This window comes from Amycolatopsis sp. CA-211722 (assembly GCF_056828465.1).
On record NZ_CP184752.1, the window covers coordinates 4,725,801 to 4,750,005 of the forward strand.

The following is a 24,205-nucleotide window of genomic DNA, read 5'->3' on the forward strand; positions in this document are numbered from 1 at the left end:
TACCTCACACCGACCAAGGAGGACGCATGACGCGACGTTGTTACGCCATGTTCCTTGGCATGGAAGAGAAACGTGGCTTCACGCCGCCGTCCTAGCCGGACGTCGCGTACGCGGAGCCGCCCTTCGGGAAACCGAACCGGGCGGCTTTTTCTTTGCGGTGACCCTGATTTCTGGAACGAAGCAGTCCGGTGCGCATGCGTGCCGGACTGTGTTCCAGGCCAAGGCGCGTTGGTCCAGCGGAAGGGATACCGGGTTTTCACCCCGGTGACGTGGGTTCGACTCCCACACGCGCTACGCCCCGGCACGGCGGGGAAACCTGTTCCGTCGTACCGGTGCGGCGGTGTGGGGTCCGTGTGTCCCATACCGCCAGACGCGCACGGTCCGGCGACCGGCCGGGATTCATAGCCCCGGCCAGCCTGGCTCGACACCAGGGTGCGCGACTCAGCCCGTCTTGCGGGCGCTGTGCACGTCGCCGCTCTCGTGGCGGCGCAGGACGAGATCCTGGAAACCGTTGTCCCGCAGGCCTTCTTCCAGGTTGAGCCCGTTCGTGGCGACGACCACCAGCAGCCCGCCCGTCACCAGGCTCGCGGCGACGCGGCCGAGATGGGCCGGCGACTCCAGGAGGGCGACGACGACGTCGAAGGCCCCCATCACCGGCAGCCGAGCGATCTGGTGGACCTCGTACGAGATCCCGACGGGGTCGCGTTCCTCTTCGCGTTGCGCGGCCGCGATCGAGGCCTGATCCGCGTCGACACCGACCACGCGGCGCGCGCCCTCTCGCCGGAACAGGCGCGGATAGCGGCCATCGCCGCACCCGACGACCAGGACCGCCCTGCCCGCCAGGCCCGGCAGCGCTTCGAGCAGCGTCGCGGCCTGGTCCGCCATACGGCCGACGCTAGCCGAGCGCCCGCTGTCCCGACAGGACCAAGAGGCCTATCCCGACATACATGAAGGCCCCCTTTCTTGCGCCTATCTATCGCAAGAAAGGGGGCCTTTACGTACACCCAGAGATCTGACAGGAATCAGGCGGAGGCCGCGGCTCCGAGCCCGGTCTCCTCGGCCTTCTTCTCGTCGAGGTCGATGTGCTTCTTGCTGCGCCGGTTGCGCTTCTCCAGATACGTCGCCAGTGCGGTCAACAGCAGGCACAGGCAGATGTAGATACCGGTCGCGACCAGCGTCGAGGGCACGATCGGCCGCCCGAACTCGCCCTGCGTGCCGATGTAACGCGCGTAGTACAGCAGTTCCTGGAACGTGATGATGAAGCCCAGCGCGGTGTCCTTCAGGAGCACCACCAGCTGACTGATGATGGTCGGCAGCATCGCCCGGATCGCCTGCGGCAACAGGACGGTGAACATCACCTGGGTCTTGCGCATGCCCAGGGCGTACGCCGCCTCCGCCTGACCCTTCGGCAGGGCCTGGATGCCCGCGCGGAAGACCTCCGCGAGCACCGAGCCGTTGTACAGGGTGAGACCGAAGACCACGCCGAGGAACGGTGTCATCGGAACGCCGACGGCAGGAAGCCCGAAGTAGAACAGGAACATCAGGATCAGCGCGGGGATCGCGCGGAAGAACTCCACGATCGCCCCGGAGATGCGCCGGATCCAAACGTGGTCGGAGAGTCGTCCGGCCGCGAAGACCGCGCCGAAGATCAACGCGAGAACCGCTGCCGTCGCGAACGCGCGGAGCGTTTCCAGCACCGCGTTCAACAGGTCGATCTGGACCTGCTGGTACTGCAGCCACTCCCACTTACGCGCGTCGAATTGGCCGGTGTCGTAGAACCGGTAAACGACGAAGGCGATGAACGCGGCGATGGCGAGGACACCGACGACCGCGTAGATGCGGTGGCGCAACCGCGCCTTGGGGCCGGGGACGTCGAACAGGACACTGCTCATCGGGCCACGCTCCAGCGCTTCTCCAGGCTCCGCTGGATGAGAGAAAGTACGGCGACGAGGATGATGAAGCCCAGGGCGACCCACAGCAGGCCGATCAACTGGTTGTCACCCCGCTCCGAGAGGTAGGACCGGATCGCGCCGGCCTCGGCGACCGAGAAGCCCGCGGCGATCGTGGTGTTCTTCAGCAACGCGATCAGGGTGCTGATCATCGGCGGCGCCACGGAGCGCAGTGCCTGAGGCAGGACGATCTGGCCGAGGATCTGACCGAATGTCAGTCCGAGCGCGCGTCCGGCTTCGGCCTGGCCGACCGGGACCGTGTTGATGCCCGACCGGACGACCTCGCAGATGAACGCCGAGGTGTACACGATCAGCGCGACGACCGCGGCGGTGAAGAAGCTGAGCTTGACGATGTCCAGCAACGGGTACGCGAACACGAAGAACGCGAACACCAGCGTCAGCGGGGTGTTGCGGATGAGCGTCACATAGGTCGTTCCCGCTGCGCGGAACGCCAGGACCGGACTCACCCGCAGCATCGCCAGGATCGTGCCGAGGATCAGGCTGCCGACCGCCGACCAGAGGAACAGTTCGATCGTGGTGAGGAAGAACGGACCGTAGAGATCCAGGTTGTCGAGCAGGACGTTCATGGAGCCTTTCCCCGCTGCCGTCGACTGGAGGTGGGTGTGGAGCGGCCGGTGAACCCGTCACGGGTCCACCGGCCGCTGGTTACATCAGTACTTCTGCAGGGTGGGCTTCTGCGCCGCCGAACCCGACTTGCCGAGGGTGGCGTCGTAGATCTTCTGCCAGGTGCCGTCGTCCAGCGCCTTCTGCAGGGTGTCGTTGATCTTGTCGCGAAGGACCTTGTCGTCCTTGTTCAGGCCGATGCCGTACGGCTCCTTCGAGAAGGTCTTGCCGACGACCTTGAAGCTCTCGGAGTCCTCCGAAGCGAAGCCCTTCAGGATCGCGTCGTCGGTGGTGACCGCGTCGACCTCCTTGGTGCTGAGCTTCTCGACGCACTGCGAGTACTTCTGGAACTCGACGATGTTGCCGGGCTCGGTCAGGCCCTGGTCGCGGACGCGCTGGATAGGGGTCGAACCGGTGACCGAACAGACCTTCTTGCCCTTCAAGGTCTCCGGGCCGGTGATCGTCGACTCGTCCTTGCGCACCAGCAGGTCCTGGCCGGCCTCGAAGTACGGGCCGGCGAAGGAGATCTGGGCCTTGCGCTTGTCGGTGATGGTGTAGGTGCCGACGTAGTAGCTGACGTCACCGTTCACGATGGCCTGCTCACGGGCTCCGGAGTCGACCGTCTTGAAGGTGATCTTGTCCTCGCCGAAACCGAGGCTCGCGGCGACCAGCTTCGCGATCTCGATGTCGAAACCGGTGAACTTGCCGCTCGTCGGGTCCTTCTTGCCGAGACCGGGCTGGTCGTCCTTGACGCCCAGGGTCAGCTTGCCGTCGGCCTTGATCTTGGCGAAGACCGGGGAGCCCGCGAGGTCGACGTTCGACGCCACCGTGTACTGGGGCAGCTGTGCGCCCGCGTTCGCGCCTTCGGAGCTGCCGCCCGGCGAGCTGGGCGTGCCTTCCTTGCCACAAGCGGTCAGTGCGAGACTGCCGACGAGCAGACCCACCGCAAGGGTGCGGATCCTCATGTGAACCTCTCCTGTTTCTTCCGTCGATGCGGCACGAGCCCGCGCCGCGGAAACGCTTAGTGGGTCAGGATCTTGCCGAGGAAGTCCTTGGCGCGATCCGTCTTCGGCTTGGTGAAGAAGTCGTCCGGGGTGGAGTCCTCGACGATCTCGCCGTCGGACATGAACACCACCCGGTTCGCCGCGCGCCGCGCGAAGCCCATCTCGTGGGTGACGACGAGCATCGTCATCCCGTCCTTGGCGAGCGTGGTCATCACGTCGAGGACCTCCTGGACCATCTCCGGGTCCAGCGCCGAGGTCGGCTCGTCGAACAGCATCACCTTGGGGCGCATGGCCAGCGCGCGGGCGATCGCCACCCGCTGCTGCTGCCCGCCGGAGAGCTGGGCGGGGTACTTGTCGGCCTGGTTGGCGATGCCGACACGTTCGAGCAGGTCCATCGCGGTCTTGCGGGCCTCGGCCGAGTTGACCTTGCGGACCTTCATCGGCGCGAGCATGACGTTCTCGACGATCGTCTTGTGCGCGAACAGGTTGAACGACTGGAACACCATGCCGACGTCGGCGCGCAGCGCGGCCAGCGCCTTGCCTTCGGCGGGCAGCGGAACGCCGTCCACCGCGATCTCGCCGGAGTTGATGGGTTCCAGCCGGTTGATCGCCCGGCACAGCGTCGACTTGCCAGACCCGGACGGCCCGAGCACGACCACGACCTGCCCACGCGGCACCTCGAGGTTGATCTCCTTGAGCACGTGCAGGTCGCCGAAGTACTTGTTCACGGCGGCCGCCTTGATCATCGGCGCCGCCACCTCCGCGGTCATCTGGCCTCCAGGAGCGTTCGTTTGCAGGGGACTGCGGGGTCAGGCACCACGCGATGGCGGAAACCTACTCCCGTCGGACCGCTTGTAAAGACGGCTTGACCAATACTTAGGGTTTCAAGTCCGTATCGTTCTCAAGCCACCGGACGGCCCCGGTCCACCTCCGTCCGGCCCTGATCAGCCTAGACAAGCCGGAGGTGTCCCGTAACCGGGGTCACAGCAGATCTGTGACGCATCGTGACCATTACGGGGTGCAGTGGATCCCTCACAGGGCCATCCGGCCCACCGGTACGGGCAGCGCGAGAGGTGACTCACCCCATAGAGTCGTTCTTCAAGTCGTCGCGGTGCGGGGACGGCGTGAAAGGGAAGACACGGGTGCGGGTACTGCTGGTGGAGGACGACGACCGGGTCGCGGGCGCCTTGACGCCCGCGCTGACCCGGCGCGGCCTGACGATCAAACGCCTGGCCTCCGGGGCCGGCGTGCTCGATCTGGTGCACGAGGTCGACGTCGTGCTGCTCGACCTGGGGCTCCCCGACATCGACGGGATCGTCCTGTGCCGTCGCATCCGCGCGGTCAGCGACGTCGCGGTGATCGTCGTTTCGGCTCGGGGCGAGGTCGACGACCGGATCCAGGGGCTGCGGTCCGGCGCCGACGACTACCTGGTCAAGCCCTACGACGTCGACGAGCTGGTCGCCCGCGTCGAGGCGGTGCGCCGTCGCCGCGGGGAACGGCCCGCCGCGCCCGAACCGCCGGGCGTCATCCGGGCGGGTGATGTCGCGGTCGATATCGGGCGCCACGAGGTGCAGGTCGACGGGCAGCCGGTTTCGTTGTCCCGCAAGGAGTTCCAGGTGCTCGCACTGGTGGTCACCGCCCGCGGCGCGGTCTGCGCCCGTGATCACGTGCTGAACGAGGTCTGGGGGCACCGCGGCCCGGCGGAGAGCCGGTCGCTCGACGTCCACGTCGCCACCCTGCGGACCAAACTGGGCAGGCCCGCGCTGATCGAGACCGTCCGCGGCGTCGGGTACCGCCTCGGCGGCGCCTACGGTCCGGCGGAAGAGGGCTGAGCCGGTGCGCGTCCGGCTCCAGGCGATCGTGCTGACGCTGGTCGCGGCGCTCGTGTTCGGCCTCGGCATCCCGCTCGCGCTCAGCGTGGCGGCCAGTGTGCAGCTCGACCTCTTCCTCGACCGTCTCACCGACACCTCGCGGTTCGCGTCGCTGGCCCAGCGCCCGCTGGTTGAGAACCGGCCGGACCTGATCGTGGACGAGCTCCACCGCTACACCGAGGTCTACGACGTGCCGGTGGCGATCGTCGACCAGGACGGCGAGGCCGTGGCCCGCGGGCCCGGCGAGGTGGGGATCGAGCTCAAGGATCCCGTCATCGCCTCCCATCTGCAGGAGGCGCTGGCCGGACGGCGTTCGGAGCCCGGACCGCTGCTGATGCCCTGGACCACCGAGCCGCTGATCCTGGCCGAGCCGATCCTCATCGACGGCGAGGTGCGGGGCGCGGTCATCACCGTCTCCTCGACCGCCAAGGCCCGCACCGAACTGCTGTGGTGGTGGCTGCTCATCGCGGCGGGCGCGGTGCTGGCGTTCGGGCTCGCGCTGCTGGTCGCGGTGCCGGTGGTGCGCTGGATCCTGCGGCCGGTCCGGCGGCTCGACGACGCCACCGGCGAACTGGTCGCCTCCGTGGTCAGCGGCCGCGAGGTCAAACGGGTGGGGGAGACCGGCGGGCCGCCGGAACTGCGGCAGCTCGAACGGTCCTTCGACCGGATGGCCGCCAGCGTCGACGAGGCGCTCTCGGCGCAGCGCGCGTTCGTCGCCGACGCCTCCCACCAGCTGCGGAACCCGTTGACCGCGTTGAAGATCCGGCTCGGCAACCTCGACGGCCACGTCGACGACGACCTCGCCGCGGCCGACCTCGAAGCCGCCGTCGTCGACGCGCGACGGCTCAACCAGATCCTCGACGAACTCCTCTCGCTGGCCCGCGCCGAGGCCTCGGGCGGCGAACTGGTGCCGGTCGGCCTCGACGAGGTGGTGGGCGCCCGGGTGGCCGACTGGACCGTGGTCGGCGCGGCGCGCGACATCACGCTGGTGGCGACCGGGCTGGGCGGTGGGCTGCGGGTCCTCACCCCGGCGCGCGGCCTCGAAGTGGTCCTCGACGCGCTGCTGGACAACGCGCTCAAGTTCACCGAGCCGGGGACCGAGGTGCGAGTCGACGTCACCAGCACGGACGGCGAGGTCGGCATCGCCGTCCGCGACCACGGCCCCGGCCTGCGCGAAGACGAGCTGGACCGCGCGGCGGACCGGTTCTGGCGCAGCACCGCGCATCAGAACGTGCCCGGATCCGGCCTCGGCCTGGCGATCGTCACCGAGATCCTGGCCCGCTCGGACGGTTCGCTGCGGCTCGGCTCACCCGAAGGCGGCGGCCTTCAGGTGACCGTGACCCTGCCTCTAAACAGTGCTAGTCCTTGAGTGATCGGAAATAGCGCAGCGCGCCAGGGTGCAGCGGCAGCGGAGAGGTCTCGATGGCGGGATGGATGTCGATCGACAGCGCCGCCCCGGCCGCCTTGACCAGCTGGCCCCGCGCGTCGAACAGCCCGCGCACGAGCGCCTCGGCGACGTCGTCGCGCATCGACGTGGGCACCACCAGGAAGTTCGGCAGCACGAGCGTGGTCACCGGCGACGGCAGGTTGTAGGCCGTCACCGGGATGGTCGCCGTCCGGTACACCGGGCTGGTGGCCCGCAGCGCGTCGGCGAGGTCGGTGATGTCGAGCAGCCGCAGGCCGACCGCGTGCACCTTCGCGGTGATCGACGGCGTCGGCAGGCCACCCGACCAGATGACGGCGTCGATCTGCCGGTTCTCCAGCGCGGGCAGCGCCTCGGGGAGGCCGAGATTGCGCCGGTCGATCGCGCCGGTCAGCCCCGACGCCTTCAGCAGCTGCTTCGACAGGAATTCGACGCCCGAGTCCGGCGAGCCGATCGCGACCTTGTGCCCGCGTAACTGCGCGAACGACTTGATCGACGAGTCGGCGCGGACGATGACGTGCAGGTAGTCGTCGTGCACCCGGGCCAGCGCGGCCAGCCCGGCGGTGTCGTCGGCGGCCACGTCGGCCGCCACGAACGCGACGTCGGCCTTCCCCGCCCGCACCCGTCCGACGTTGTCGGGCGAGCCCTGGGTCTCCTGGATCACGGGCCGCTCGATGTCCAGCTGCGCGGCCCACGCGTCGGCCAGCGCCTCGGCCAGTTTGTCGTACACGCCGCCGTCGAGCCCCGCCGCGATCCGCACCTTCGTCCCGGAGAGATCGGGCCCGCACCCGGTGACCAGGGCACAGACCACGGCGATCACCACCGCGAGCACCCCTGGTCTCCTCATGAGGGTCGATCGTGCCATGGAACCCCGCCCGCGTACCCTCGAAGGCGAGATGAGCGCGCGCACTTACCAGATCCGCACCTTCGGCTGCCAGATGAACGTGCATGACTCCGAACGTCTTGCCGGGCAGCTCGAGGACGCCGGCTACGTACCGGGTGACGGCGAGGCCACACCCGACCTGATCGTGTTCAACACCTGCGCGGTGCGGGAGAACGCGGACAACAAGCTGTACGGCACCCTCGGCCATCTGCGGCCGCAGAAGACGGCGAAGCCGGACATGCAGATCGCCGTCGGCGGCTGTCTCGCCCAGAAGGACCGCGGCGAGATCGTCAAGCGCGCGCCCTGGGTCGACGTCGTCTTCGGCACGCACAACATCGGCTCGCTGCCGACGCTGCTGGAGCGCGCGCGGCACAACGCCGAGGCCGAGGTCGAGATCCTCGAATCGCTCGAGACCTTCCCCTCGACGCTCCCGGCGAAGCGCGATTCGGCGTACGCGGGCTGGGTGTCGATTTCGGTCGGCTGCAACAACACCTGCACCTTCTGCATCGTCCCGGCGCTGCGCGGCAAGGAACGCGACCGCCGGCCCGGCGAGATCCTGGCCGAAGTCGAGGCGCTCGTCGCCGAAGGCGTGCTGGAAGTGACTTTGCTGGGCCAGAACGTGAACTCCTACGGCGTCGAATTCGGCGACCGGCTGGCGTTCGGGAAGCTGCTGCGCGCCTGCGGTTCGGTGGACGGGCTGGAGCGCGTCCGGTTCACCTCGCCGCATCCGGCGGCGTTCACCGAGGACGTCATCGACGCGATGGCCGAGACGCCGAACGTGTGCCACCAGCTGCACATGCCGCTGCAGTCCGGTTCGGACCGGGTGCTGCGCGAGATGAAGCGGTCCTACCGTTCGGCGCGCTACCTCAAGCTCCTCGACCGCGTGCGCGAGTCGATGCCCGACGCCGCGATCACCACCGACATCATCGTCGGTTTCCCCGGCGAGACCGAGGAAGACTTCCAGGCGACGCTCGACGTCGTCGCGCAGGCACGGTTCTCCAGCGCGTTCACCTTCCAGTACTCGATCCGGCCGGGCACGCCCGCCGCCGAGATGGACGGGCAGCTGCCGAAGGAGGTCGTGCAGGAGCGCTACGAGCGGCTCGTGAAGCTGCAGAACGACATCTCCTGGGACGAGAACAAGAAGATCGTCGGGCGGCGGGTCGAGCTGCTGGTGGCTTCCGGCGAAGGCCGCAAGGACACCGAGACCCAGCGCATGAGCGGACGCGCGCGGGACGGCAGGCTCGTCCACTTCACGCCGACGGGACCGCTCGTGGACCGTTCGGTGCGGCCCGGCGACGTCGTCGAGACCGTGGTGACCTACGGCGCGCCGCACCATCTCGTCGCCGACGGCGACCTGCTTTCGCACCGCCGCACCAAGGCGGGCGACAACTCCGAGGCCGGGCTGCGGCCGAAGACCAACGGCGTGACGCTGGGCCTGCCGGGCTTCGGTGCCCCGGCAGTCACGCCGGAACCGGTGAGCGGGTGTGCGCTGTGACCGAACCGAAGATCGACGAACTCGCCGCCGAGATCGACGAAGTCGGCGAACGCGCGGCCAAGACGATCGAACTGGGCAGGCGCGGGTTCACCATCGCCGTGCTGGTGTTCGTGCTGCTGGTCGCCCAGCTGCTGCCCTGGGTCGGCGAGCACGCCGGCTGGGAGGTGCTGCTCGGCAGGGGCGGCGGGATCCCGCAGCTGTTCGCCGCGACCTCCACCGGGGTCGGGGTGTTCGTCTCCGCCGTCACGCTGGTGACCCGGCGCTGGTGGCTGGCCTGGGTCTGCGCCGCGGGCGGGTGGTTCGCCTCCGTCGACGGAATGCTCGCGATCTGGTCCCAGCAGTCCTCCAACGCGACCGGCGCGGTCGGTGGCGGTCCGGGCTTCGGGCTGATCGTCGCCTGGATCGCCACCGTCGCGCTGGCCATCTACTGGATGCGAGCCGCGTTCTCGCGGAGCTAACCGACCCGCAGGGTGAGGTTGCCGGACGTGTACGCGCTCGCGTAGAGCGTGGTTTCGGGGTGGTAGGCCCGCAGCGTGATCACCGCGCTGAGGGAGAAGCTCAGCTTCAGGGAGAACGTCGAGTTGGGCCGGCAGGTCGTGTCGGCGATGTTCACCCACACACTGCCCTGAAGCTGCTGCACGATGATCGCTTCGAGGCTGTCCGTGCCGTCGGCGCCTTCTTGTGCTTGCAGCGTCCCTTTGAGCGTGACCTTTTCGTTGACCTTGACCTGCTTCTTGCTGAGCGAAGCGTCGAGTTTGACCTTCTTCTTACCCGCTTCGGCGGAGACCGGGGCCGGCGCCGGGGCGGCCGTCGCCGACGCGGCCGGGGCGAGCCCGGCCACCAGAGCACAACTGATCGCCACGGCGGCGAACGCCCGGCGTACTGGGGGAATCAGTGTCTGGTTCATGATCGAAGTCGACCACGGTTGCGCGCGGAGAGCGCTCGAATACGCACGAAGGTGCCAGGCGTCCCTCCACAGTGGAGTGACGCGCGCGCCAGTGTTGCGAAAGCCACTTTCGCAACCTTCAACGTTGCGAAAGTGGCTTTCGCAACACGCCGCCGACCAGTCCGGCACCCGCGACCACTGGACTGCTCGGCAAGCGCGTGAAGGCCCCCTTCCCTCGGCTCAGCCGAGGGAAGGGGGCCTTCACGCGCTTTGAGACCTACCGGTCCGCGATGGCCGCTTCCGCCGCTTCGAGCCACTCACGCCACTGCGCCGCCTGCTCGTCCGCCTTCTTCGCGCGCCGCTCGTCCCCCGCCGCACGGGCCTTCGCCGCCTGCGACTCGAACTGCTCGACCCGCTCGCGGAACTGCGCCGCCCTGGCCTGCGCCTCCGGGTCGGTCCGGCGCCACTTGCTGTCCTCGGCCGACTTGATCGCGTCCTGCACGGCCTTCAGCCGCCCGTCCAGCTCGCGGATGCGCTCGCGCGGGACCTTGCCGATCTCGTCCCACTGGTCCTGGATGCGCCGCATGTGCTGCTTCGCCGCGTCGAGGTTGGCCGCGGGATCGATCTTCTCGGCCTCGACGAGCAGCTCTTCCTTCTGCTGCGCGTTCGTCGCGAATTCGGCGTCCCGCTCGGAGAACACGGCGGACCGCCGGGCGAAGAACTTGTCCTGCGCGGCGCGGAAACGCTGCCAGAGCGCCTCGTCGCTGTCCTTGGGAGCGCGACCGGCGGCCTTCCACTCGGTCATCAGGTCCTTGTAGCGGCCCGCCGTCTCGCCCCAGTCCGAGGACTCCGAGAGCGCTTCGGCTTCGGCGATCAGCTCTTCCTTGCGGTGCTTGGCGCCCGCGCGCTGCTTGTCGAGCTCGGCGAAATGCGAGCCGCGGCGCCGGTTGAACGCCTCACGGGCCTTGGAGAACCGCTTCCACAGCTCGTCGTCGGTCTTGCGGTCGACACCCTTGACGGTCTTCCACTCGTCCAGGATGGCGCGCAGCCGGTCGCCGGCGGCCTTCCACTGGGTCGACTCGGCGGCGAGCTTCTCGGCCTCGTCGGCGAGGGCCTGCTTGCGGACGACGGCCGCCGCGCGGGCTTCCTCACGCTCCTGCTTGGCCGAGGCCAGTGCCTTCTCGGCGTGGGAGATGACCTGCTCGATACGGCCGCTCAGCGCGGCGATGTCGCCGACGACGGCGGCTTCGGCGAGGCCGTCGCGCAGCTGCGTGGCCGTCGCCAGCGCGTGCTTCGGATCGCCCGCGCCGGACTCCAGCCGCGTCTCCAGCAGCTCGACCTCGGTGCGCAGGTCGTCGAAGCGCCGCGCGTAGTGGAGCAGACCCTCGTCCGGGCTCCCGGCCTGCCAGACACCGACCGCGCGCTCGCCGTCGGGAGTGGTGACGTAGACCGTTCCTTCGTCGTCGACCCTGCCCCAAGCGGAGGGGCTGGGCTCGGCGGGCGGCACGGGGGGTGCGGGGTGCCCGCCACCGAGCGCGTGCGGTACCGGGTGCGGTGCCGGGGTACCGGTGGACGTGTTCTCCTGGGCCATCGCAGGCTCCTTATCGCCTGTACGCCCGCTGGCGCGGGCGCCCCGCCTAGCGGCGGGGCCGGGTAATGCGTTGCCGTCTTGCTTCGGGGGCGTCGGCCCCTTGCGGCATTCAAGCAGCTCAGCGTCCACCGTGGAACCGGATGAACCACCAGAGGGCAGTGATCCTACTTCCGGTGGACCCCCGGTGTCGGTCGGTTGCCGGTCTTCGTGGGCTGGGAAGGTAACGTCGGCGGCCGTGATCCGCCGTGTCGCCGTGCTCCCGCAACCCCCGCTGCTCATCCCCGAACTCGCCGCCGGAGCGGCGGACGAGTGCGCCGAGCTGCGCGAAGCCTGTCTCGCCGCGGCGAGGCGCCTGACCAGTGCTTCGCCGGATTGGGTCGTCATCGGCGCGGCCGCAGGCGCGCCCGAGGTGCCCGAGCACGCGAGCGGGTCTTTCCGGGGATTCGGCGTCGACCTCGGAGTCTCACTCAGCCGGGTGACGGCGCCCGAGACCGAGCTGCCGCTGCCCGCGCTCGTGGCCGGCTGGCTGCGTGAGCAGGGCGGCGCGTCGTCCGTCCGAATCCATCTCGTCGACCCGGCGACGCCCGCCCACCAGTGCGAACAGTTCGCCCGTGGGCTGGGAGAGCCCGCCGCGGTGCTCGTCCTCGGCGACGGTTCGAGCCGGCACGGCCCGCGGTCCCCGGGTGGGGAGGACGAGCGCGCGGAGGATTTCGACGCCGGGGTCCGCGACGCGCTGGCCAAGGCCGACACCGGCGCGCTGACCGCGCTCGACCCGGCCTTGGCGGCCGAACTCGGGGCCGGTGGCCGCGCGCCCTGGCAGGTCCTCGCCGGTCTGGCCGACGGGGACTGGACCGCCGAGGTCCTCTACTCCGCCGCGCCGTTCGGCGTCGGTTACCACGTCGCGGTCTGGGACCACGCGTGATCCGGCCGGTCGCGGTCGTCGGGCCCACGGCGACCGGGAAGACCGCGCTGGCGGTCGAACTGGCCCTCACCCTCGGGGGTGAGGTGGTCAACGCGGACGCGTTGCAGCTGTACCGCGGGATGGACATCGGGACGGCCAAGGCGACCGTCGAGGAGCGGCGCGGCGTGCCGCATCACCTGCTCGACGTTCTCGACGTCACCGAGACGGCGTCCGTCGCCGCGTACCAGCGCGACGCGCGCGCCCGCGTCGAAGAACTGCTCGACGCCGGACGTGTGCCGATCCTCACCGGCGGGTCGGGTCTCTACGTCCAAGCCGTCCTCGACGACCTCAAGTTCCCGGGAACCGATCCGGACGTGCGCGCCAGGCTGACCGCCGAAGCCGACGAGATCGGCGTCGCCGCGATGCACGCCCGGCTCACGGAACTCGACCCCGTCGCCGCCACGGCCATCCTGCCGACCAACAGCCGCCGGATCGTGCGCGCGCTGGAGGTCATCGAGATCACCGGCGAACCGTTCTCGGCGAACCTGCCGAAACCGGGGCCCGCGCGCTACGGCACGGTCCTGATCGGCGTCGACCGCGAACCGGCCGAGCTCGATGCCCGCGTCGACCGCCGCGTGGAGCTCATGTTCGAAGCGGGACTCGTCGACGAGGTCCGGACGTTGCTGGGCCGGGGACTCCGCGACGGGCTCACCGCGTCGAGGGCGCTGGGCTACCAGCAGGTGATCGCCGCCATCGACGGCGACGGCGACTTCCAGGCCGCGTCCGAGGCCACCGCGCAGGCCACCCGGAGGTTCGTGCGGAGGCAACGTTCCTGGTTCCGGCGGGACAAGCGCGTCCAGTGGTTCGACGGCGGTTCGGAGCGGCTGGCCGAGCGCGTCCTCGAAGCGGCGGCCCAGTAATCTTGCGGCCATGGGCGGCATCGAATTCCTTAAGGGACACGGCACACAGAACGATTTCGTGCTGCTTCCCGACCCCGACGGCCGCCTCGAGCTGACCGAAGCGCGCGTGGCGGCGCTGTGCGACCGCCAGCGTGGTCTCGGCGCCGACGGTGTGCTCCGGATCGTGCGCTCGGCCGCACTGGGCATCGAGTCCGGCGGCGAATGGTTCATGGACTACCGCAACGCCGACGGGTCCATCGCGGAGATGTGCGGCAACGGTGTCCGGGTCTTCGTCCGCCATCTGGTCGATTCCGGGCTCGTGACCGAGCGCGAGTTCGTCATCGGCACCCGCGCCGGAGACCGGCCGGTGCGGATGCACACGGACGGATCGGTGACCGTGCAGATGGGGCCGGCCACGATCACCGGTACCTCGGTCACCGTGGTCGCCGGGAAGCCGTTCTCCGGGGTCGCGGTGAACGTCGGCAACCCGCATCTGGTGTCGGTCGTCGAGGACGACGTCGACGTGCTCGACCTGCGCGACCAGCCCGATTTCGACTCCGACGTGTTCCCCGACGGGGTGAACCTCGAGTTCATCAACCTGCTGGGGGACGACGCGCTGAAGATGCGCGTCCATGAACGCGGCGTCGGCGAGACGCGGTCCTGCGGCACCGGCACGGTCGCCGCGGTCGCCGCCGCGCTGCACCTCGCGGGCACCGACACCGGTGCGGCGACCGTCGACATCCCCGGCGGCCGCGTGGTGGTCGAGGTCCGCCGCGGCGGGTCCACGCTGACCGGCCCGGCGGAGATCGTCGCCCGCGGCGAACTCGACGAAACCTGGTGGGCCGGGCTCGGTTAGCCGACCGCGATCGGCTCTTGGGGAAGGTCGCGAAGCTTCCGGATCGGCGAGAAGACCACCCACAACACCGCGGCCGCCTCGCCGGCCGCGGCGAACCACAGCGTTCCCCGGACCCCGATCGCCTCACCCAGTACGCCGCCGACCAGGCCGCCCAGCGGCAGCATGCCCCAGACCACGAAGCGCACGCTGGCGTTCATGCGGCCGAGCAGCCGGTCCGGGCAGACGGCCTGCCGGTAGGAGACCTGCGCGACGTTGTAGACGATGATCCCGAATCCCGCGATCGCCAGCGCCGCGGGGAACAGCACGATCCGCCAGCCCGGTGCGGCGAGCGGCAACAGCAGCTGGAACGGCCACGTCAGCAGCGGGACGAACCAGATCGACCGCGCCTGTCCGATCCGCCGGGTGATCCGCCCGGCCAGGATCGCCCCGATGATCCCGCCCACACCACCGGTCGCCAGCACGACGCCGACGATCGCCGGTGACAGGCCCAGTTCCCGGTTCAGGAACAGGATCTGCACGGTGGTGAAGGCGCCGTTGGCCAGGTTGGCCGTCGCGGTGCAGGCGACGATCGAGCGCAGGGCGGCATCGGTGAAGACGAACCGCAGGCCCTCGGCGATCTGGGGGAGCAGCTTCGCCTCTTCGTGCTGCTCGGGAACCGCTTCGACGGTGCGGATCCGCAGCAGGCACAGCGCCGAGGTCAGGAAGCCCACGCCGGTCATCAGCACGGCGTTGGCCGCGCCCGCCAGCTGCACGAGCCCGCCGCCGACACCCGGCCCGGTCAGGAACGCGACCGACTGGCTCGCCTGCAGTTTCGCGTTGCCTTCGAGGAGGTGCTCCCGGCCGACCAGCGACGGCAGGTACGACTGATAGGCGACGTCGAAGAACACCGTCGCGACGCCGACGAGGGTCGCGACGATGATCAGCTGCGCCAGCGACAGGACCCCCGCCCACCAGGCGAGCGGAATGGTGAGCAGCAGCGCCGCGCGGACGAAGTCGGCCCGCAGCATCAGCATCCGCCGCCGCATCCGGTCGACCCACACCCCGGCGGGCAGTCCGATGATCAGGAACGCGATGGTCTCGGCCGCGGTCAGCAGCCCCATCTGGAACGGCGTGGCGGCCAGCACGGTGGCCGCGAGCAGGGGAATCACCGTGTGACCGGCGAAGGCGCCCATCTGACTGGCCGTGTCACCCGCCCAGAGCCGGCGGAAGTCCGCGTGGAAGAAGAGGGAGTCTCTGCGCACGAGGCCACCTTGGCGCGAGTGATTGGAAACTGTCAATCACTTATCGCTCTAGGCTGTCCCGGTGCCCACTCCACGACGCGCCGCCACCGAGGCCGAGATCGCCGCCATGGCCTCCGGAATAAGGCTGCGCATCATCCGGTTGACCTTCTCCGAGGCGCTGACCAACAAGGAACTCGCCGAACGACTCGATCGCGACCCCGCGACGACGCTGCACCACGTGCGCAAACTCGTCGACACAGGGTTCCTCGAAGCGCTCCCGCCGAGACGCGGCACCCGCGGCGCGAAAGAAATTCCGTATCGCTCGACCGGGTTGTCCTGGCATCTTGATTCCCGCGACAGGGGGATCGATCAGGCGATCTTCGAGGCCTACCTGGCCGAGATCGCCGACGTGGGATTCGACGAGGTGCAGCAGACGCGCCTGGTCGTCCAGGTGCCGGACGAGCAGATCGCCGAGTTCGAAACCCGGCTGATGGAGCTCGTCGACGACTTCATGGCACGGCCGGTCGACCCGGAGGCGAAACGCACGGCCATCTACCTGTCGAAGTATCCCAGCAGGTAATGAATTCGGTCCCACCGCCGAAACGTGGGACCATGGAGGCACGATGACGGAATTGACACACAACGATCTGAACGACGACATGGACCCTTCGACCGGCGAACTGGAGCTCGAGGACCGCGCCTCGCTCCGCCGGGTAGCGGGCCTGTCCACCGAACTCGCGGATGTCACCGAGGTCGAATACCGGCAGTTGCGCCTGGAGCGCGTCGTTCTGGTCGGTGTGTGGACCGAGGGCAGCGCCCTCCAGTCCGAGGCCTCGCTCGCCGAACTCGCGCGGCTGGCCGAAACGGCCGGCTCCGAGGTGCTCGAAGGCCTGGTGCAGCGGCGGATCCGCCCGGATCCCGCCACCTACATCGGCTCGGGCAAGGTCAAGGAACTGCGCGACATCGTGGCGGCCACCGGTGCCGACACGGTGATCTGCGACGGTGAGCTCTCGCCCGGCCAGCTGCGGCAGCTGGAGGAGAAGGTCAAGGTGAAGGTCATCGACCGCACCGCCCTGATCCTCGACATCTTCGCGCAGCACGCCCGCTCCAAGGAGGGCAAGGCGCAGGTCGAGCTGGCCCAGCTGCAGTACCTGATCCCGCGGCTTCGCGGGTGGGGTGCGGCGCTGTCCCGGCAGGCCGGTGGCCGGGCGGGCGGCGCCAACGGTGGTGTGGGTCTGCGTGGCCCCGGTGAGACGAAGCTCGAAACCGACCGCCGCCGGATCAACAAACGCGTGTCGAAGCTGCGCCGCGAGATCGCCGCGATGGACACCATCCGCGAGACCAAACGTGGTCGCCGGGTGGCCAACGAGGTGCCGAGCGTCGCGATCGTCGGCTACACCAACGCCGGAAAGTCGAGCCTGCTCAACGCGCTGACCGGCGCGGGCGTGCTGGTCGAGGACGCGCTGTTCGCCACGCTGGATCCGACGACCCGGCGGGCGCAGACCCCCGACGGCCGCACCTACACGCTGACCGACACCGTCGGTTTCGTCCGGCACCTGCCGCACCAGCTGGTGGACGCGTTCCGGTCGACGCTGGAGGAGGCGGCGAGCGCCGACCTGCTCGTGCACGTCGTCGACGGTTCCGACCCGACGCCGGAAGAGCAGGTCAACGCGGTGCGCGAAGTGCTCGCCGAGATCACGAAGCGCCGTTCCGAGCCGCTCCCACCGGAGCTGCTGGTGATCAACAAGGCCGACGCCGCCGACGAGGTGTCGCTGGCCCGGTTGCGGCACCAGATGGCCGGCTCGGTGCAGGTGTCGGCACGGACCGGCACCGGGATCACGGAGCTGGCCGAGGTGATCGCGGAGCGACTGCCGAGGCCGGAGGTCGTGGTCGAGGTGCTGATCCCGTACTCGCGAGGCGAACTCGTCTCCCGCGCCCACGCCGACGGCGAGGTGCTGGAGGAAGAGCACGTCGAGACCGGGACGCGCCTGGTCGTCCGCGGCAGGCCCGAACTGGCCGCGGCGCTGAGCGATTTCCAGACGGACGGTTCTGCACTGTAGAGGCAAGACTGCAGAGAACAAGTACGTGAAGGCCCCCTTCATTGCGCTAGACGCAGTGAAGGGGGCCTTCACGTACTTCGGGCCTGGCTCGCCGCTGAAAGTGGCCTTCGCGACATTCCGCCCCATCTCGGCATCCGTACCGAACGGCGCGCCGTCCCGGACGTCTCCGTAGTGTGGGGCTTCAGGGGTTCCACGGTACGGAGGTGGATGTGCGGGGGATTGTCGCGGCCGCGGTCGTGCTGGTGGCGTTCGTCGGCGGGACGGCTCCCGCCTCGGCGCAGGAGGTCCCGGCTCCGCAGCCGGTGTGCAAGAACAGCGACTCCCGGCTCAGCGAGCTTTCCGGCCTGGTCTCCGACGGCGAGCACCTGTACGCCCTCAACGACGGCGGCACCAAGACGCAGGTCTTCGTCCTGGGCCGCGACTGCAAGGTCCAGAAGGTCATCTCGGCCGCGACGGACCCGTACGACCCCGAAGACCTCGCCCGCACCGCCGACGGCACCTTCTGGCTCTCCGACACCGGCGACAACCGCAAGAAGCGGGACACGGTCGCGCTGATCTCGCTGACCCCCCAGGGCAAGGCCACGCTGCACCGGCTCACCTATCCCGACGGGCAGCACGACGTCGAAGCGCTGATCATGGACCGCTCGGGCACGCCGTACCTGATCACGAAGGACGTCTTCGGTGACGCGAAGGTGTACCGCCCGACGGGGCCGCTCGCCAGCCCCGGCCCCACCCCGCTGGAGAGCGTGGGGTCGCTGCAGATCAAGGAGACTTCGACGCCGGGCGGGCCCGTCGGGTCGATCGGCTCGATGACGGTGACCGGCGCGGCCTCGATGGCCGACGGATCGGTGGTCGCGTTGCGTACCTACACCGACGCCTACCTCTACGCCGTCACCGACGGAGACCTGAAGAGCGCGCTGCAGCGCGAACCCGTGCGCGTGCCCCTGCCGAACGAGAAGCAGGGCGAGGCGATCGCCTTCGAACCGGACGGGACGCTGCTGTCCGGCGGGGAGGGCGTCGGGGAGCAGATCCGTGCGGTGAAGGGCGCGGCCGCGCTCGCTGTCGACGCGGCGAAGGCCGAGGGCAGCACGTCGGGTGGGACCTCCGCGACCGGTGGCTCTGGCCAGGGGTCCGACTTCCCGTACGCGCAGGTCGGGATCGCCGCGGTCGTCGTGATCGGCGGCCTTCTCCTGGTCGGCAGGCTGCGCAAGCGGCGCGCCTGACCGAGCGGGCCTGCCGAAGCTGCCGAGCCTGACCCGGGTCGGGTGACCCGGGATCCCGGCGTGCTCCGGCTCCGGGCTACAGCCTGCGAAGAACGGCGACGACCTTGCCGAGGATGGTGGCGTCGTCACCCGGGATGGGCTCGTACGCCTCGTTGTGCGGCATCAGCCAGATGTGGCCGTCCTTGCGCTTGAACGTCTTGACCGTCGCCTCGCCGTCGATCATCGCCGCCACGATCTCGCCCGGATCCGCCGTGGGCTGCTGGCGCACGACCACCCAGTCGCCATCGGTGATGGCGGCGTCGACCATCGAGTCACCGGTGACGCTCAGCAGGAAGAGCTCACCCTCGCCGACGATCTCCCTCGGCAGCGGGAAGACGTCTTCGATCGCCTGCTCGGCCAGCACCGGCCCACCGGCGGCGATCCGGCCGACGAGCGGCACGTACGCGGCCTTCGCGGCCGACTGCGGCTGCTCGACGTCGATGCCCATCGGGTTGTCGTCCGTCGTGGCGAGCACTCCCACCGCACGCGGGCGGTTCGGGTCGCGTCGCAGATAACCCTTGCGCTGCAGGGCCTGCAACTGGTGCGACACCGACGAGGTGGAGGTCAGTCCGACCGCCTCGCCGATCTCACGCACACTCGGCGGGTAGCCGAACCGGCTCACCCACAGTTTGATCACGTCGAGCACCTGCTGCTGCCGCACGGTCAGGGTCTCGTCCACCTCGTAGACCTCGGGCAAGGCGCGCACCTTGCCCGAGCCCCTAGGCGCGTTCCCCGCCTTGCTCTCCTTAGCCACCGTATCGCTCCTTCATCTCTGCGTCGCCTCCCAGTTCGCCCGGTCGCCCGGACCGACTTCGCTGTCTTCGCCGGTGGCGGACGATCTTCCCCGCCCACGGCACCGGCGGCGTCCGCGCAGCAGACGCCCTGGTCAACGACGTTAGCCCGCCGGGACGACGATTTCAAACATCTGTTCGATGGACACGCCGTGTCGCTCGATTTTTGTCGGTGGGAGGTGGTACACATTCGCACGGGCGTTCGATAGAACGCTTGTTCGATCTTGATCGCCGGGTCCCGGCCCGGCGCGAGCGCAGCAGGAGTTGCGAGGAGGTTCCGATGTCGATTCTGGCCGATCGAGGACTGGTGCGGCCCAGTTCCCCCAGGTCCGTTCCGGCAGGGGTGGCACGGCCCGTGCGGGTGGTGCGGGGCGGCCGTGCCGAGCCCTTGCGCCCGCCGACCAGGGCGCGGGTCGTGGCGGGCCGTCGTCCCGGTGTCGCCACCGCCTCCCCGGCCTGCCCGGCGCCCCGGCGGCTCCCGCTCAGGTGGCCGTCGCTCGTCGGGATGGCTCTGCTCATCGCCGGAGTCGTCACCGGATTGGGTCTGTTCTTGGCCGGTGTCCCGGGTGCCGCGGTGCCCGAACGGACCACGACGGTATCCGTTTCCGCGGGGGACACCCTGTCCGATCTCGCGGCGCGTTTCGCGCCAGGAAGTGACACTGGCGCGGTCGTCGCCAAGATCAAGGAGCTCAACTCCCTGGAAGATGCCGTTCTCGTCCCCGGTTTGCCGCTCACGGTGCCGGTCGCGGCCGAGATCGCGGAGGGTGGGAGGTGATCCTGATGCCGATCTCACCCCTCGTGGGTGAGCTCCTCATCCGTCTCTGACCGACCCGGTCGTTGCGCTTGCGCGTGCCCGGACCTCGCCCTAGTCTCCACCGCTATATGTAGTAGTTACATGGCTGTAGTTGGTCCATAGCTTGGGGTAGACTCGGTACCAGTTGTCCACAGCTGGCCGGTGTTCACCCACCGGATGTCCACAGATCGATCCACATGTCGATCTTTTCGTCGTTGCGTGGCGGCGGAACGGGCGTCCATTCGGGGCCGGCCGGCGCGGAGGGGAAGGTGATCGGCGGATGAGGTGCCCGTTCTGCCGGCATGCGGACTCTCGGGTCGTCGACTCCCGAGAGGTGGATGAGGGTCAGGCGATCCGGCGGAGGCGCTCGTGCGCCGCTTGCGGCCGGCGCTTCACCACTTCGGAGACGATGGTGCTCGCCGTCGTCAAACGATCCGGGGTCACCGAGCAGTTCAACCGGGACAAGGTGGTCCGGGGGGTGCGCCGCGCCTGCCAGGGCAGGCCGGTCGACGACGACGCGCTGCAGCAGCTCGCGCAGCGGGTCGAGGAGTCGATCCGGTCGGCGGGGCTGGCGGAGATCCCGAGTCACGAGGTCGGCCTGGCGATCCTGGGCCCCCTGCGCGAACTCGACGGCGTCGCCTATCTCCGGTTCGCCAGTGTCTACCGCTCCTTCTCCTCGGTCGAGGACTTCGAGAAGGAGATCTCGGACCTTCGTGAGGCCATGGCTGCCACACCGGACGAGAGCGATCAAGACGCGAAAGACGGCTGATGCCGCCTCCCGCGTGGGAGTGAGGGAAAGACCCATGACCGAGACCGTGGGAACAGGCAACCCGGCCACAACGCGGACGAGTGGGAAGAAGAAGCAGGCCGGCGGGCTGACCGTCCGGCGTGTCTTCACCACCGAGGGCGTCCACCCGTACGACCAGGTCACCTGGGAGCACCGGGACGTCGTGATGACGAACTGGCGCGACGGGACGGTCAACTTCGAGCAACGAGGTGTCGAGTTCCCCGGCTTCTGGTCGGTCAACGCGACGAACATCGTCACCAGCAAGTACTTCCGCGGCGCCGTCGGCACACCGCAGCGCGAGCAGAGCCTGAAGCAGCTGATCGACCGCGTCGTCCACTCCTACGTGAACGCCGGTCGCGAACACGGCTACTTCGCGAGCCCCGCCGACGCCGAGGTCTTCGAGCACGAGCTGACCTGGATGCTGCTGCACCAGGTGTTCAGCTTCAACTCGCCGGTGTGGTTCAACGTCGGCACGACGTCGAAGCAGCAGGTCAGCGCGTGCTTCATCCTCGCGGTCGACGACACCATGGAGTCGATCCTCAACTGGTACCGCGAAGAGGGCCTGATCTTCAAGGGCGGCTCCGGTGCCGGCCTGAACCTCTCCCGTATCCGTTCCTCGCGCGAGCTGCTGTCCTCCGGCGGCACCGCGTCCGGTCCGGTCTCCTTCATGCGCGGCGCCGACGCCTCCGCGGGCACCATCAAGTCCGGGGGCGCCACCCGGCGCGCGGCGAAGATGGTCGTGCTCGACGTCGACCACCCGGACGTCGAGGAGTTCGTGCAGACCAAGGCCCGCGAAGAGGAGAAGATCAAGGTCCTCCGTGACGCCGGGTTCGACATGGACCTTTCCGGCTCGGACATCGCCTCCGTCCAGTACCAGAACGCGAACAACTCGGTCCGCGTCTCCGACGAGTTCATGCAGGCCGTCGAGACCGAGGCCGACTTCGGCCTGCGGTCCCGGACGACCGGCGAGGTCATCGACCGGGTCGACGCCAAGAAGCTGTTCCGCACGATCGCGCAGGCCGCCTGGGAATGCGCCGACCCCGGCCTGCAGTACGACGGCACGATCAACGACTGGCACACCTGCCCCGAGTCGGGCCGGATCACCGCGTCCAACCCGTGCTCGGAATACATGCACCTGGACAACTCCAGCTGCAACCTCGCCTCGCTCAACCTGCTCAAGTTCGCCACCGAGGACGGCGGTTTCGACGCGCCGCTGTTCGCGAAGGCCGTCGAGCTGGTCATCACCGCGATGGACATCTCGATCTGCTTCGCCGACTTCCCGACCGAGGCGATCGGCGACACCACCCGCAAGTTCCGTCAGCTGGGCATCGGCTACGCGAACCTCGGCGCCTTGCTGATGGCGCTCGGGCACGCGTACGACTCCGACGGCGGCCGCGCGCTCGCCGCCGCGATCACGTCGCTGATGACCGGTGTTTCGTACCGGCGTTCCGCCGAGCTCGCCGCGGTCGTCGGGCCGTACGAGGGGTACGCGCGCAACGCCGAGGCGCACCAGCGGGTCATGCGCAAGCACGCCGCCGCCAACGAACTGGTGCGGACCTACCACTCGAACGACGCCGCGGTCCGCGCGCTCGCGACCCAGGAATGGAAGCGCGGCATCGAACTGGGCGAGAAGAGCGGCTGGCGCAACGCGCAGGCGTCGGTGCTCGCTCCCACCGGCACCATCGGCTTCATGATGGACTGCGACACGACCGGTATCGAGCCGGACTTCTCGCTGGTCAAGTTCAAGAAGCTGGTCGGCGGCGGTTCGATGCAGATCGTCAACCAGACCGTCCCGCGCGCCTTGGCCGCGCTCGGCTACCAGGGCGAGCAGATCGAGGCGATCGTCGAGTACATCGCCCAGCACGGCCATGTCGTCGACGCTCCCGGCCTGCGCCAGGAACACTACGAGGTGTTCGACTGCGCGGTGGGGGAGCGGTCCATCGCCCCGATGGGGCACGTCCGGATGATGGCCGCGGTGCAGCCGTTCCTGTCGGGCGCGATCTCCAAGACGGTCAACATGCCGGAGTCGGCGACCGTCGAAGAGGTCGAGGAGATCTACTTCCAGGGCTGGAAGTACGGCCTCAAGGCGCTCGCGATCTACCGCGACAACTGCAAGGTCGGCCAGCCGCTGTCCACCGGCAAGAAGGAGAAGGCCGAGCCCGAGGCCGAAAAGGTCGTCGAGTACCGGCCGGTCCGCAAGCGCCTGCCGAAGAAGCGCCCGAGCCAGACGGTGTCGTTCACCGTCGGCGGCGCCGAGGGCTACCTGCACGCCGGTTCGTACCCGGACGACGGCCTCGGCGAGATCTTCGTGAAGCTCGGCAAGCAGGGGTCGACCCTCTCGGGCGTGATGGACGCGTTCTCGATGTCGATCTCCGTCGGGCTGCAGCACGGGATCCCGCTGGAGTTCTACGTTTCGAAGTTCTCGAACCTGCGCTTCGAGCCCGCCGGGATGACCGACGACCCGGACATCCGCATCGCCACCAGCGTCATGGACTACCTGTTCCGCAGGCTGGCGCTGGACTACCTGCCGTTCGAAAAGCGTTCGCAGCTCGGCATCTTCACCGCCGACGAACGTTCGGCACAGGTCGAGGCGAACTACGGCACGGCACCCGCCGCCGAGCCGGAGAACGTCGACCTCGACGCCCTCCGGTCCACTGTGGACTCTTCGGCCGCGGAGCCGGCCAAGGTCGCGCACTCGACGGCGGAACTGGTCGAATTGAACCTCGGCACCGCCTCCGACGCGCCGCTCTGCATGACCTGCGGCACCAAGATGCGGCCCGCCGGCTCGTGCTACGCCTGTGAAGGGTGCGGCGCCACCTCCGGCTGCAGTTAGGGCACAGCGAATGTCATGAAAGGGTCGTTCAGGACAATATGTGTCCTGAACGACCCTTTCATGACACCGGAGGCGCG

Annotated in this window: 23 protein-coding genes and 1 tRNA gene; 14 read left to right on the forward strand and 10 right to left on the reverse strand. The window is 69.1% G+C overall.

Annotated elements, in window-relative coordinates:
- Positions 1-222 precede the first annotated feature (222 nt).
- A tRNA-Glu gene (locus ACOCEP_RS22845) sits at positions 223-294 on the forward strand.
- Positions 295-441: 147 nt separating this feature from the next.
- Here ACOCEP_RS22845 and ACOCEP_RS22850 read toward each other — a convergent pair.
- The 5 genes from ACOCEP_RS22850 to ACOCEP_RS22870 form a co-directional block, all read right to left on the reverse strand.
- A complete protein-coding gene (locus ACOCEP_RS22850) occupies positions 442-885 on the reverse strand; it encodes a class I SAM-dependent methyltransferase (protein ID WP_482331029.1) in 444 nt (147 codons plus the stop codon).
- Between the two features lie 137 nt (positions 886-1,022).
- Positions 1,023-1,892, reverse strand: a complete 870-nt coding sequence (locus ACOCEP_RS22855) for an amino acid ABC transporter permease (protein WP_482331030.1) — start codon at positions 1,890-1,892, stop codon at positions 1,023-1,025.
- A complete protein-coding gene (locus ACOCEP_RS22860; RefSeq protein WP_072028053.1) occupies positions 1,889-2,536 on the reverse strand; it encodes an amino acid ABC transporter permease in 648 nt (215 codons plus the stop codon). Before ACOCEP_RS22860 ends, ACOCEP_RS22855 begins: the two co-directional genes overlap by 4 nt.
- An 84-nt stretch (positions 2,537-2,620) precedes the next feature.
- Complete coding sequence (locus ACOCEP_RS22865; protein WP_482331031.1) at positions 2,621-3,538, reverse strand: glutamate ABC transporter substrate-binding protein; 918 nt, start codon at positions 3,536-3,538, stop codon at positions 2,621-2,623.
- Positions 3,539-3,594: 56 nt separating this feature from the next.
- Complete coding sequence (locus ACOCEP_RS22870; protein WP_007029281.1) at positions 3,595-4,323, reverse strand: amino acid ABC transporter ATP-binding protein; 729 nt, start codon at positions 4,321-4,323, stop codon at positions 3,595-3,597.
- A gap of 396 nt (positions 4,324-4,719) precedes the next feature.
- On the opposite strand from ACOCEP_RS22870, the gene ACOCEP_RS22875 reads away from it, so the two are divergent.
- Together ACOCEP_RS22875 and ACOCEP_RS22880 are read left to right on the forward strand one after the other, a co-directional pair.
- Positions 4,720-5,409: a response regulator transcription factor gene (locus tag ACOCEP_RS22875; RefSeq protein WP_482339796.1), complete on the forward strand. Its 690-nt coding sequence runs from the start codon at positions 4,720-4,722 to the stop codon at positions 5,407-5,409.
- A gap of 4 nt (positions 5,410-5,413) precedes the next feature.
- A complete protein-coding gene (locus tag ACOCEP_RS22880; RefSeq protein WP_482331033.1) occupies positions 5,414-6,817 on the forward strand; it encodes a sensor histidine kinase in 1,404 nt (467 codons plus the stop codon).
- On the opposite strand, the gene ACOCEP_RS22885 is transcribed toward ACOCEP_RS22880, so the two are convergent.
- Complete coding sequence (locus ACOCEP_RS22885; RefSeq protein ID WP_482331034.1) at positions 6,807-7,718, reverse strand: TAXI family TRAP transporter solute-binding subunit; 912 nt, start codon at positions 7,716-7,718, stop codon at positions 6,807-6,809. The two genes, ACOCEP_RS22880 and ACOCEP_RS22885, sit on opposite strands and share 11 nt — an antisense overlap.
- Before the next feature lie 16 nt (positions 7,719-7,734).
- On the opposite strand from ACOCEP_RS22885, the gene miaB reads away from it, so the two are divergent.
- Entirely contained in the window at positions 7,735-9,249 is a 1,515-nt protein-coding gene (gene miaB, locus ACOCEP_RS22890; RefSeq protein ID WP_016332724.1) for a tRNA (N6-isopentenyl adenosine(37)-C2)-methylthiotransferase MiaB, read from the forward strand.
- The gene (locus ACOCEP_RS22895; RefSeq protein ID WP_192745566.1) at positions 9,246-9,707 is read left to right on the forward strand and encodes an Rv2732c family membrane protein; all 462 of its coding nucleotides are present in this window, start codon (positions 9,246-9,248) and stop codon (positions 9,705-9,707) included. Before miaB ends, ACOCEP_RS22895 begins: the two co-directional genes overlap by 4 nt.
- Here ACOCEP_RS22895 and ACOCEP_RS22900 read toward each other — a convergent pair.
- Positions 9,704-10,156, reverse strand: coding sequence for a hypothetical protein (locus ACOCEP_RS22900; RefSeq protein ID WP_482331035.1), 453 nt, complete (start codon positions 10,154-10,156; stop codon positions 9,704-9,706). The genes ACOCEP_RS22895 and ACOCEP_RS22900 overlap by 4 nt on opposite strands.
- A gap of 256 nt (positions 10,157-10,412) precedes the next feature.
- The gene (locus ACOCEP_RS22905; RefSeq protein ID WP_482331036.1) at positions 10,413-11,726 is read right to left on the reverse strand and encodes a DUF349 domain-containing protein; all 1,314 of its coding nucleotides are present in this window, start codon (positions 11,724-11,726) and stop codon (positions 10,413-10,415) included.
- A 235-nt stretch (positions 11,727-11,961) separates the two neighbouring features.
- On the opposite strand from ACOCEP_RS22905, the gene ACOCEP_RS22910 reads away from it, so the two are divergent.
- The 3 genes from ACOCEP_RS22910 to dapF are packed head-to-tail and all read left to right on the forward strand — an operon-like array spanning position 11,962 to position 14,382.
- Complete coding sequence (locus tag ACOCEP_RS22910; protein ID WP_482331037.1) at positions 11,962-12,648, forward strand: class III extradiol dioxygenase subunit B-like domain-containing protein; 687 nt, start codon at positions 11,962-11,964, stop codon at positions 12,646-12,648.
- The gene (miaA, locus tag ACOCEP_RS22915) at positions 12,645-13,547 is read left to right on the forward strand and encodes a tRNA (adenosine(37)-N6)-dimethylallyltransferase MiaA (protein WP_482331038.1); all 903 of its coding nucleotides are present in this window, start codon (positions 12,645-12,647) and stop codon (positions 13,545-13,547) included. The genes ACOCEP_RS22910 and miaA overlap by 4 nt, the downstream gene beginning before the upstream one ends.
- A gap of 10 nt (positions 13,548-13,557) precedes the next feature.
- Positions 13,558-14,382 (forward strand): diaminopimelate epimerase, encoded by an 825-nt coding sequence (dapF, locus tag ACOCEP_RS22920; protein ID WP_482331039.1) that lies wholly within the window; start codon positions 13,558-13,560, stop codon positions 14,380-14,382.
- On the opposite strand, the gene ACOCEP_RS22925 is transcribed toward dapF, so the two are convergent.
- Complete coding sequence (locus ACOCEP_RS22925; RefSeq protein WP_482331040.1) at positions 14,379-15,623, reverse strand: MFS transporter; 1,245 nt, start codon at positions 15,621-15,623, stop codon at positions 14,379-14,381. The genes dapF and ACOCEP_RS22925 overlap by 4 nt on opposite strands.
- 61 nt (positions 15,624-15,684) lie before the next feature.
- Here ACOCEP_RS22925 and ACOCEP_RS22930 point away from each other — a divergent pair, with 61 nt between their 5' ends.
- From ACOCEP_RS22930 to ACOCEP_RS22940, 3 genes are all read left to right on the forward strand, one after another.
- Positions 15,685-16,182: an ArsR/SmtB family transcription factor gene (locus tag ACOCEP_RS22930; protein ID WP_482331041.1), complete on the forward strand. Its 498-nt coding sequence runs from the start codon at positions 15,685-15,687 to the stop codon at positions 16,180-16,182.
- Positions 16,183-16,225: 43 nt separating this feature from the next.
- Positions 16,226-17,662, forward strand: a complete 1,437-nt coding sequence (gene hflX / locus ACOCEP_RS22935) for a GTPase HflX (protein ID WP_482331042.1) — start codon at positions 16,226-16,228, stop codon at positions 17,660-17,662.
- A 209-nt stretch (positions 17,663-17,871) separates the two neighbouring features.
- Positions 17,872-18,885, forward strand: coding sequence for a hypothetical protein (locus ACOCEP_RS22940; RefSeq protein ID WP_482331043.1), 1,014 nt, complete (start codon positions 17,872-17,874; stop codon positions 18,883-18,885).
- A gap of 76 nt (positions 18,886-18,961) precedes the next feature.
- Here the strand turns inward: ACOCEP_RS22940 and lexA are convergent, their stop codons facing one another.
- Positions 18,962-19,678 (reverse strand): transcriptional repressor LexA, encoded by a 717-nt coding sequence (gene lexA, locus ACOCEP_RS22945; RefSeq protein WP_037343289.1) that lies wholly within the window; start codon positions 19,676-19,678, stop codon positions 18,962-18,964.
- A gap of 317 nt (positions 19,679-19,995) precedes the next feature.
- Here lexA and ACOCEP_RS22950 point away from each other — a divergent pair, with 317 nt between their 5' ends.
- From ACOCEP_RS22950 to ACOCEP_RS22960, 3 genes are all read left to right on the forward strand, one after another.
- The gene (locus tag ACOCEP_RS22950; protein ID WP_482331045.1) at positions 19,996-20,490 is read left to right on the forward strand and encodes a LysM peptidoglycan-binding domain-containing protein; all 495 of its coding nucleotides are present in this window, start codon (positions 19,996-19,998) and stop codon (positions 20,488-20,490) included.
- Between the two features lie 298 nt (positions 20,491-20,788).
- Positions 20,789-21,277 carry a transcriptional regulator NrdR gene (gene nrdR / locus ACOCEP_RS22955; protein WP_482331046.1) on the forward strand — a complete coding sequence of 163 codons (489 nt, stop codon included), beginning with the start codon at positions 20,789-20,791 and terminating at the stop codon, positions 21,275-21,277.
- Between the two features lie 34 nt (positions 21,278-21,311).
- The gene (locus tag ACOCEP_RS22960) at positions 21,312-24,128 is read left to right on the forward strand and encodes a vitamin B12-dependent ribonucleotide reductase (RefSeq protein ID WP_482331047.1); all 2,817 of its coding nucleotides are present in this window, start codon (positions 21,312-21,314) and stop codon (positions 24,126-24,128) included.
- Positions 24,129-24,205: the final 77 nt, after the last annotated feature.

Coding starts and splice junctions, on each gene's coding strand:
- dapF (WP_482331039.1), top strand. CDS start 13,558: ATGGGCGGCATCGAATTCCTTAAGGGACACGGCACACAGAACGATTTC.
- ACOCEP_RS22855 (WP_482331030.1), bottom strand. CDS start 1,892: ATGAGCAGTGTCCTGTTCGACGTCCCCGGCCCCAAGGCGCGGTTGCGC.
- ACOCEP_RS22900 (WP_482331035.1), bottom strand. CDS start 10,156: ATGAACCAGACACTGATTCCCCCAGTACGCCGGGCGTTCGCCGCCGTG.
- ACOCEP_RS22950 (WP_482331045.1), top strand. CDS start 19,996: ATGTCGATTCTGGCCGATCGAGGACTGGTGCGGCCCAGTTCCCCCAGG.
- ACOCEP_RS22850 (WP_482331029.1), bottom strand. CDS start 885: ATGGCGGACCAGGCCGCGACGCTGCTCGAAGCGCTGCCGGGCCTGGCG.
- miaB (WP_016332724.1), top strand. CDS start 7,735: ATGGAACCCCGCCCGCGTACCCTCGAAGGCGAGATGAGCGCGCGCACT.
- nrdR (WP_482331046.1), top strand. CDS start 20,789: ATGAGGTGCCCGTTCTGCCGGCATGCGGACTCTCGGGTCGTCGACTCC.
- ACOCEP_RS22960 (WP_482331047.1), top strand. CDS start 21,312: ATGACCGAGACCGTGGGAACAGGCAACCCGGCCACAACGCGGACGAGT.
- ACOCEP_RS22870 (WP_007029281.1), bottom strand. CDS start 4,323: ATGATCAAGGCGGCCGCCGTGAACAAGTACTTCGGCGACCTGCACGTG.
- ACOCEP_RS22905 (WP_482331036.1), bottom strand. CDS start 11,726: ATGGCCCAGGAGAACACGTCCACCGGTACCCCGGCACCGCACCCGGTA.
- ACOCEP_RS22860 (WP_072028053.1), bottom strand. CDS start 2,536: ATGAACGTCCTGCTCGACAACCTGGATCTCTACGGTCCGTTCTTCCTC.
- hflX (WP_482331042.1), top strand. CDS start 16,226: ATGACGGAATTGACACACAACGATCTGAACGACGACATGGACCCTTCG.
- ACOCEP_RS22865 (WP_482331031.1), bottom strand. CDS start 3,538: ATGAGGATCCGCACCCTTGCGGTGGGTCTGCTCGTCGGCAGTCTCGCA.
- ACOCEP_RS22885 (WP_482331034.1), bottom strand. CDS start 7,718: ATGAGGAGACCAGGGGTGCTCGCGGTGGTGATCGCCGTGGTCTGTGCC.